The following is an 8345-nucleotide window of genomic DNA, read 5'->3' on the forward strand; positions in this document are numbered from 1 at the left end:
CCCAGGGCCATCGTGGTCAGCCACACCGCGACGGCGACGTCGTCGACCAGACCCAGCACGGAGAACAGCAGTTCGGGGATGAAGTCGATCGGCGAGACGACGTACAGGACGAGCGCCAGCATGGTGAACAGCTTGCCGCCGCCGAGCTCGGGGTAACGACCGCGCAGCTTGGCTCCGATCATGCGCGGGAACGCTCTGACGCGCTGCCACACGGAGACCTTGCCGTCGGTGTTCTGGATGACCTGCCAGGCGGCCGCCCCGGCCGCGGCCCGGTTTGCGTTGCGCATCGTTCGCTCTCCTCAGGGGGCAAGTGACTACTCAAGATATGACGCGATCTCGCCCCGGATCGTTCCCGAGGAGCGCCCGCGCAACCGAGAAGAGACCTAGATGACACCGCCGCGCGGTGACGAAAGGGGCCGGTGGGGACACTGTGACTGCTTTTGCGCAGATGGGAGGACTTTCGGTGGGAGTTGTCCACAGCATTTACGGGGACACTGGTGGTCCTGATCCGGAAAAGGCATCCTTGGGGAGTCGGCACACCCTTTGTCACGCGGATCGACACATCGGGAACGTCGAAACCCAGAAGACCGGACCAAACACCACAAACCACACAGCATGGAGTGGCCGCATACGGCCAACGGCCCCCGTCCCCGCCCCGAGAGGCCACAGCATGCCCCCGCAGCAGATCACCCCACCAGGAAGGCGCCGGAAAGGAAACCACCGGAACACACCCCACCGCACGGTAACGAATACCGCCCCTCCCACCCCGAGCCACCCATTCGTTACGATGCGTCCGAGTGGTACCCCGTCGCATGGGCCGCCGCTCCGCCTTTCGAATTCGCCGAACGCGCAGAACCGATGGAGCCTTCCCAGTGTCCAACGCCCAACCCAGGTCGGCGACGACCGTAGCCCTGTTGGCGGATATCCCCAGCACGGGGCACGTGGGTGAGGCCGGGGCCCACCGGTTCCCGCTCAGAGGGGACACCGTCGGCGCGCGCAGTTCCGCGTTCGTCGCCTTCGCCATCGAACAGGTCCGGGCCGGCCGCAAGGTCGTCGCCCTCTATCCGGCATGGCAGGCAACGGACGCCGAACGCGCGGTGAACTTCGCCCGCGGTGCCCTGCGCACCGACCGGATCGCCGGTATCGGCGTCGATCTGTCCCCTCTCGCCCTGTCCCTGGTGGCCGACCAACTCGCCTACCTGGCCCCCTACCTTCCACCGGGCATGGTCGCCGCGCTCAGTGGCGAACTGCCCAAGCACCTGCTCGCCGGCGCCTGGCTGCGCACCGTCTCAGGCCTGTCCACCCTGCCGACCAGCATGCGCCAGCACATGGGCTCCTACGCGCCGTCGGTGTCCTTCCTGGCGTTCTGCGCGCCCACCGCGCGGGTGGGTCGACTACGCCCGGCCGAAATCGCCGCCGGGCTGCCGTTCCGACCCGTCCAACCCGTGCAACTGCTGAGCTCCACCCCGGATCCGGCCATCACCAAGGTGTTCGACGACAACCTCCCACAGGCCATCCAACCGGTGGCCACCCGCAACCTGCCCGCCCAGCCACTGGGCGGCACCTACTGGGGCACCTCCAAATACGTCGAGTTCGTGGCACTGAGCGCCCACCCACAGGCCCTGGCCTACGCGGCGGGGTCCATCCGGGCCTCCGCCTGCGCCTGGTGCGGCGAACCCATGGCCGCACGCCCCTGCCCGTTCTGCTCGGCCAACTCCACCGGACACCCCATCTACACGCCTCCCGCCTCGACGGTGCGTCCCCCGACCCCGGGACCACGATCGACCCCGCCCGCGGGTCCGCCAACGGTCCCACGCCCACCGAGGGCCGGTGCTCCGGCACCGGGGCCGCCACCCAACGGAGAGGCCCGCCAACGTTCTCCACAGCCCCCTCGGTCCCCACAGTCCCCGACCACCTCCGTGGAGGAACCACCACACCGTCGACTGGACCCACGGTCCTACTCACGGTGACGGACCCCTCCCGGTCGGGTCCCATCGTCGTGTCGACGACGGGATCCAACGACGACACTGGAAACGGATAGAGCCCCCTTATGAACCCCCGTCAGCGACGAGGCGTCCTGCTCATGGTCGTGGCCGCGGTCGGCGCAGTGGCAGTGTTCGCGTCCGTGTTCACCTACCTCGACAACCAGCAGGAACGCCTGGGCCGGTTCGCCACGGTCCTGCGTTTGGTCGACGACGTGGAGGCCTACCAACCGATCACCCAGGAACAGGTCGAGTCGGTCGAGGTCCCCAGCATGTACTTCGACCCGGAGGTGTTCATCTCCGACCTCTCCGAGGTGGAGACCCCCGCCGACCAGCAGTTGGTCGCCTCCTCCCACCTGGAGACCGGTGTTCTCCTGCAGCAGGGCATGGTGCAGCCACAGCCGACCCTGACCGAGGGCGAACGCGAGATCGCCATCATGGTCAACGCCGAGACCGGCGTGGCCGGCAAGGTGCGACGCGGCTCGGTCGTGGACATCTACGGCACCTTCCAGCCGCGCGACCACGGTGAGGCCTGCGCAACCCGTGTCATCACCGAGGTCGAGGTCCTCGACATCGGCGAGCTGCGCAGCCAGGAGACCGACTCGGGGGTGACCGGTGTGGTTCCGGTGACGTTCCGGCTGGACCCGGACAGCGCCCTGCAGCTCGCCTACGCCGAGGAGTTCTCCACCAAACTGCGGCTGGCCCTGGTCAGCGCGGACGGTGGTGGTTCCCCGGGTGACGAACAGTTCTGCAGCGGGGACTTCGACGACCTGATCGACGAGCGGCGCGTGCCGCATGGGGGGTAGACAGCGGTGAACTTCCGCGTTCTGGCGGGGATGCCCACGTCCGAGACCGAGATGGTGCTCGCCGCACGGTTCGAGGAACTGGGCACGTGCGACCTGGTGGCCATCCGCAACACCGGCACGGCGCTGCACGACGCGGCCGGAGAGTTCCCCGAGCTCGACGTCATCCTCATCCACGAGGACATGGGGCCCGCGCCGGTCCTGGAGACCGTGCGCGACCTGTCCCACCGCCACCCTCAACTGGCGATCCTGCTGGTGTCCTCGGTCATGGACCCGAACACCTTCACCGGGGCCATGGAGGCGGGCGCTCGCGGGGTGCTGTCCGCGGACGCCGGGATCGGCGAGCTGGAGACGCGGATCGCCAAGGCCGCCGAATGGTCGCGCACGCTGCGCCGTCACCTGGAGTCCGCCTCCCACGAACTACCGGCTTCCGGGGTCCGCGGACGGATACTGACGATCAGCGGCGCCAAGGGCGGAGTGGGCACCACCACCTGCGCGGTGCACCTGGCGATGGCGGCGGCCAGACGCGACCGGGTCGTGTGCCTGGTCGACCTCGACCTGCAGGCCGGCGACCTGCCCGCCTTCCTCGACCTCCAGCACCGTCGATCCATAACCGACCTGGTGGAGAGCGCCGACGACATCAGCCCCGGCATGCTCGCCGAGACCCTGTACGTGGACCCGCGCGGCCCTCACGTTCTGCTCGCCCCCGAGCACGGGGAACGTGGCGAGGACGTCAACGCCCGTGCCACCCGCCGCATCCTCAGCGCCCTGCGTTCACGCTACGAACTGGTGATCGTGGACTGTGGGTCCACCATGAACGAGGCCACCGCGATGGCGGTGGAACTGGCCGACAGCGCCGTGGTGACGGTGACCCCGGACGTGCCGGCGATGCGCGGGGCCCAACGGCTGATGGCGATGTGGGAACGGTTGCAGATCCGCACCCAGGACAACGTGCACTCCCTGGTCACCCGGCACAGCCGCAAGAACGAGATCCAACCGGACTTCCTCCAACAACTGTTGGGCACCAAGGTGCTGCGCACCCCGGTCCCGGCCGCCTACCGGGCGCTGGAGCCCGGCGAGAACAACGGCGACCCCACCAAGGTCACCGACGAGGGGCTGCGCAAGGCCTTCGCTCGGCTGGCCGCCGAACTGGACCTGTTCACCGCCCCCACCGGACCGGGCGGCAGCGGCAAGGGCGGGTTCACCCCCTCCGGTGGCGCCACCCCGGCGCCGGGGCCCGCGGCGGACGGAGCACCCTCCACCCGGGACGTGTCCGGGTTCCTCAACGCCAGCGGCCACAACGTGTTCAACGGGCACACGGTGACCGGGGCGCGAGGGCCGGGCGGATCGGGCGGCTGGGACCCGGGTTCGACGGGACGGGGGTTCGGTGGCTGAGCGACGCGGCGGCGCCCACTCGCGTCGTGAGGACCGGGGCGCGATCATCGTGGAGTTCGCCGCCATGGTGCCCTTCATGATGCTGGCGTTGGCCCTGGTGTGGCAGGTGCTGCTCATCGGTCTCACCTCCATGTACGCCTCGCACGGCGCGGCCGAGGCCGCCCGGCAGGCCGCGGTCACCCCCGACGACATGGAACGCATCGACGAGGAGGCCCGCAAGCGCGTGCTCTCACCGTGGGACACCCCCGACGTTCTCACCACCTCCGTCGTGGAACGCGACGGAGCACGCTATGCCCGGGTGACCGTGGTGATGCCGGTGTTCCTGCCCGGTACGACCGGACCCTGGGACATCACGGGCGAGGCGAGGGTCGTCACCGAGGTCACCCCGCGTGACGGTGTCGTCGAGCCACCACCGGGCGCGCAACCATCGGAGCCGGAGGAGGACGACGCGTGAGACGCATCCTCTTCCCCCGAACACACCGGGACGCCGACCGTGGCGGCCCCATCCTGGAGTTCGCCGCGGTCCTGCCGATCCTGCTGCTCACCGTGGTGGTCGCCTTCGAGGCCTTCATCTCGTTCGTGGCGATCGAACGGTTGGAGTCCGCGGCGCGCGCCGGGGCGCGGGAGGGCTCCGAGGAGGCCGCCCACCAGGCCTTGCCCGGCTGGTTGGAGGAGGCGACCGTCACCAGCGGCACCAACGACAGTGACGGGTTCTACGTCGAGGTCTCGCACTCGCTGCCGATCGTGTTCTCGGTGGACCTGAACGTGACACTGACCCGTCGGGTGGACATGCCGAACATGTGACGCGTGGCCCGTCCACCAAGGAGGAAACGAGGAACATGGGGCTGAAGGACCGCCTGGAAGAGGACCGCTCCAACGAGGAACGGGCCGACCGGAGCAGTGTGACGCACTGGCGACGGCGACTCCTGGCCGAGATCAATCTGGAGGACTTGTCACGACTGACCCTGGCCCAGCGCCGGGTCCGCCTGGAGAAGGTCGTCGGGCACATCCTGTCCCGTGAGGGGCCGGTGCTGTCGGACCGGGAACGTTCGATCCTCACCCGACGGGTCGTGGACGAGGCGCTGGGCCTGGGTGTGCTCGAACCCCTGCTCGCCGACGAGACCATCACCGAGATCATGGTGAACGGCCCCGACAACGTGTTCGTGGAACGCGCGGGCCGGATGGAGCGCATCGACGCGACCTTCAACGGCGAGGAGCAGCTCTACCAGACCATCGACCGCATCGTCTCGATGGTGAACCGGCGCGTGGACGAGTCCTCGCCGATGGTCGACGCCCGCCTGCCCAGCGGCGAACGCGTCAACGTCATCATCCCGCCGCTGTCGTTGTCGGGCCCGGTGCTGACCATCCGACGCTTCCCCAAGCCCTACCCCATCGAAGACCTGGTGCGCATGGGCAGCCTGGACCAGGCCACGGGCGTGCTGCTGTCGGCGATGGTCCGGGCCCGGTTCAACATCGTGGTCTCGGGTGGTACCGGCACCGGTAAGACCACCTTCCTCAACGCCCTGTCGGCGTTCGTGCCCAGCACCGAACGCATCGTCACCATCGAGGACTCCGCCGAACTCCAGCTGATGCAGGACCACGTGGTGCGGCTGGAGTCACGCCCGGCCAACATCGAGGGACGCGGCGAGATCGCCATCCGCGACCTGGTGCGCAACGCGCTGCGGATGCGCCCGGACCGCATCATCGTCGGTGAGGTCCGCGGACCCGAGACCATCGACATGCTCCAGGCCATGAACACCGGACACGACGGCTCCCTGGTGACCGTGCACGCCAACTCGGCCGAGGACGCCATCCACCGGATCCAGACCCTGGCCACCCTGGGCGACGGCCGGGTCCCCTACAACGCGCTGCGCGACCAGATCAACAACGCGGTGGACGCGATCGTGCACCTGGGCCGGTGGCCCGACGGGTCGCGTCGGATCGCCGAGGTGGCCGTGGTGTCCTCACGCCGCAGCGAGGAGTTCCGGCTGGATTCGCTGTTGGAGTTCGCGTCGCTGCCGACCGGGACCGACCACGAGGTGAAGGGCGAGTTCCGACACCGTCCCCTGCCACGCCACGTCGCCGGTCGGATCTACCACGTCGGCGAGAGCATCCCCTCGGTGTTCGGCGTGATCCCCGACGGCCCCCGCGGAGGACACCGGTGATCACCTCGCCCCTCACCCTCCGACTCTCGGCGTCACCGCCGGGCCCGAACCGATGGGAGTCAGCTTGACCTGGCAGTTCGCGGCGATCCTCGGCGGGGTCGCTCTGGTTCTGGCCGTGTTGCTGTGGGCCGTCTGGGAGTTCGTGGCCAGCTCCGAGCAACGCCGTCTCATCGCGGCCCGCAGCGCCTTGGCCCAGGCCGAGTACGACGCCTCCACCCCGATGGCGCGCCTGGACGTGATGCTGCACCGCACCCGGTGGGGCGCCCGGCTCAGCCGCCGCCTGGCCCGGTCGGGCACGGAGACGCGACTGTCCACCTTCCTGGTCGCGTTGGTGGGCGGAGCTCTGCTCGCCGTCATCGTGGTCTGGCAGATCCTCGCACCGATGTTCGGGCTGTTGGCCGCGGCCGGGGTGGCGTTCCTGTTCTTCTCCTACCTGAGCCGGGCCGAGGCCAAGCGCCGTGAGGAGTTCACCGGCCAGTTGCCCGACCTGGCGCGGGTCCTGGGCAACGCCACCTCCGCGGGGCTGGCCCTGCCCACCGCGGTGGCCATCGCCGCCGACGAACTCGACGGGCCCGCCGGTGAGGAGCTCGGGCGCATGGCCGAGTCGATGAAGCTGGGCGCGAGCTTCGAGGAGTCCGTCGCCGAACTGCGCGAACGCATGCCCTCCCGTGAGCTCGGCGTGCTGCTCTCCACCCTGATCGTGGCGTCCAGATCGGGTGGTTCTCTGGTCAGCGCGTTGCGCAACATCTCGACCACCCTGGAGAACCGCAAGGAGACCCGGCGCGAGGTGCGCACCATCCTGTCCGAGACCACCAGCACCGTGTGGGCGCTGGGGTTCATGTCGGTGGGCGCCCTGTTCCTGCTCAACATGATCCAGCCGGGCATCATGCGCACCATGACCTCCCAACCGGCCGGGATCGGGTTGCTGCTGGTCGTGGCGGCCCTGTTCGTCATCGGATTCGTGGCGGTGTCCCGGATCACCAAGTTCAAGATGTAGCCCCGGATCCCCCGAAGGAACTCGGATGAACCTGCTCCCCCTGCTGGTGGCACTGGCGTCGGCGCTGATCGTGGTGCTCGCCTGTTATGGCCTGCACCTGAGCATGTCGAAGACGCGTGTGCCGGTGGACGAGCCGGCCGCACGTCCCGTCGTCAAGAGCGACGAGACGTTCTTCCTGCACCGGATCACCGAGGCGATCGGCCGCCCCTTCGCCGGTTCGGTCCTGGCCTCGCTCACCGAAAGGCGCCGCGGATCCATCCACGAACGGATCGAGGCGTCCGGCCGGGTCGACGGACTGACCGTGGAAAGGTACGTCCGGCGCAAGATCGGCGAGGTCGCGCTCTACGGCAGCCTGTCGGTACTGCTGTTCCTGTCCGACAACGCCATGTTCGGCCTGGTGATGCTGGCCTTCGTGGGCCTGACCGACCTGAGCATGTACGTCAAGGCCCAGGAACGGGCCGATCAGGTGCAGTCACAACTGCCGGACTTCCTGGACGTGCTCGCGGTGACGGTGAGCGCGGGCATGTCGTTCCGCGCCGCCGTGGCCCGGGTCGCCGACTCCATGCCGGGTGTGCTCTCCGGCGAGTTCGTCATCGCGCTGCGCCAGATGGAGCTGGGCACCTCCCGCCGGGAGGCGTTCGACGCCCTGCGCCGCCGCAACCGCAACGAGTCCCTCAGCAAGTTCGTGACCGCCATCCAGCAGGCCGAGGAACTGGGCGCCCCGCTCAGCGACACCCTGGTCAACATCAGCCAGGACATGCGTCGCGAGGACGCCCAGTACATGCGCCGCAAGGCTCAGCGGCTCAACCCGCGCGTGACCGTGGTGACCGCCACGACCCTGTTGCCGGGCCTGCTCATCCTCATCGTCGGGTCGATGATCCTCGGCAGCGACATCGACTTCGGCGACCTTCTCGGCGGCTGACCCGACACCGTCGAAGAAACCCACGCCTTCGGTGGGTGATTACGAGTGACACGTTCGTCACGGGAGGTTCGAATGGCGGCT

At 68.9% G+C, this 8345-nt stretch carries 9 protein-coding genes; 8 read left to right on the plus strand and 1 reads right to left on the minus strand.

What is annotated here, in order from left to right; all coding sequences use genetic code 11:
- The coding region (locus tag K8V84_RS02755) for a YkvA family protein (protein ID WP_304069911.1) at positions 1-287 on the minus strand (287 nt) is incomplete at its 3' end.
- A 627-nt stretch (positions 288-914) separates the two neighbouring features.
- Here K8V84_RS02755 and K8V84_RS02760 point away from each other — a divergent pair.
- From K8V84_RS02760 to K8V84_RS02795, 8 genes are all read left to right on the plus strand, one after another.
- Entirely contained in the window at positions 915-1970 is a 1056-nt protein-coding gene (locus tag K8V84_RS02760; protein WP_304069913.1) for a hypothetical protein, read from the plus strand.
- Positions 1971-2050: 80 nt separating this feature from the next.
- The gene (gene cpaB, locus K8V84_RS02765) at positions 2051-2788 is read left to right on the plus strand and encodes a Flp pilus assembly protein CpaB (RefSeq protein ID WP_304069917.1); all 738 of its coding nucleotides are present in this window, start codon (positions 2051-2053) and stop codon (positions 2786-2788) included.
- A 6-nt stretch (positions 2789-2794) separates the two neighbouring features.
- Positions 2795-4180 (plus strand): AAA family ATPase, encoded by a 1386-nt coding sequence (locus tag K8V84_RS02770; protein ID WP_304069921.1) that lies wholly within the window; start codon positions 2795-2797, stop codon positions 4178-4180.
- A gap of 49 nt (positions 4181-4229) precedes the next feature.
- Positions 4230-4634 carry a pilus assembly protein gene (locus tag K8V84_RS02775; RefSeq protein WP_304069935.1) on the plus strand — a complete coding sequence of 135 codons (405 nt, stop codon included), beginning with the start codon at positions 4230-4232 and terminating at the stop codon, positions 4632-4634.
- A complete protein-coding gene (locus tag K8V84_RS02780) occupies positions 4631-4984 on the plus strand; it encodes a pilus assembly protein (RefSeq protein ID WP_304069924.1) in 354 nt (117 codons plus the stop codon). Before K8V84_RS02775 ends, K8V84_RS02780 begins: the two co-directional genes overlap by 4 nt.
- A 35-nt stretch (positions 4985-5019) precedes the next feature.
- The gene (locus K8V84_RS02785; protein ID WP_304069927.1) at positions 5020-6345 is read left to right on the plus strand and encodes a CpaF family protein; all 1326 of its coding nucleotides are present in this window, start codon (positions 5020-5022) and stop codon (positions 6343-6345) included.
- A 64-nt stretch (positions 6346-6409) separates the two neighbouring features.
- Complete coding sequence (locus K8V84_RS02790) at positions 6410-7342, plus strand: type II secretion system F family protein (protein ID WP_304069930.1); 933 nt, start codon at positions 6410-6412, stop codon at positions 7340-7342.
- A 25-nt stretch (positions 7343-7367) separates the two neighbouring features.
- Positions 7368-8264, plus strand: a complete 897-nt coding sequence (locus K8V84_RS02795) for a type II secretion system F family protein (RefSeq protein ID WP_304069933.1) — start codon at positions 7368-7370, stop codon at positions 8262-8264.
- The last annotated feature ends 81 nt before the right edge of the window (positions 8265-8345 follow it).

This window comes from Nocardiopsis listeri (assembly GCF_020741345.1).
Classification (GTDB): Bacteria; Actinomycetota; Actinomycetes; order Streptosporangiales; family Streptosporangiaceae; genus Nocardiopsis; species Nocardiopsis listeri_A.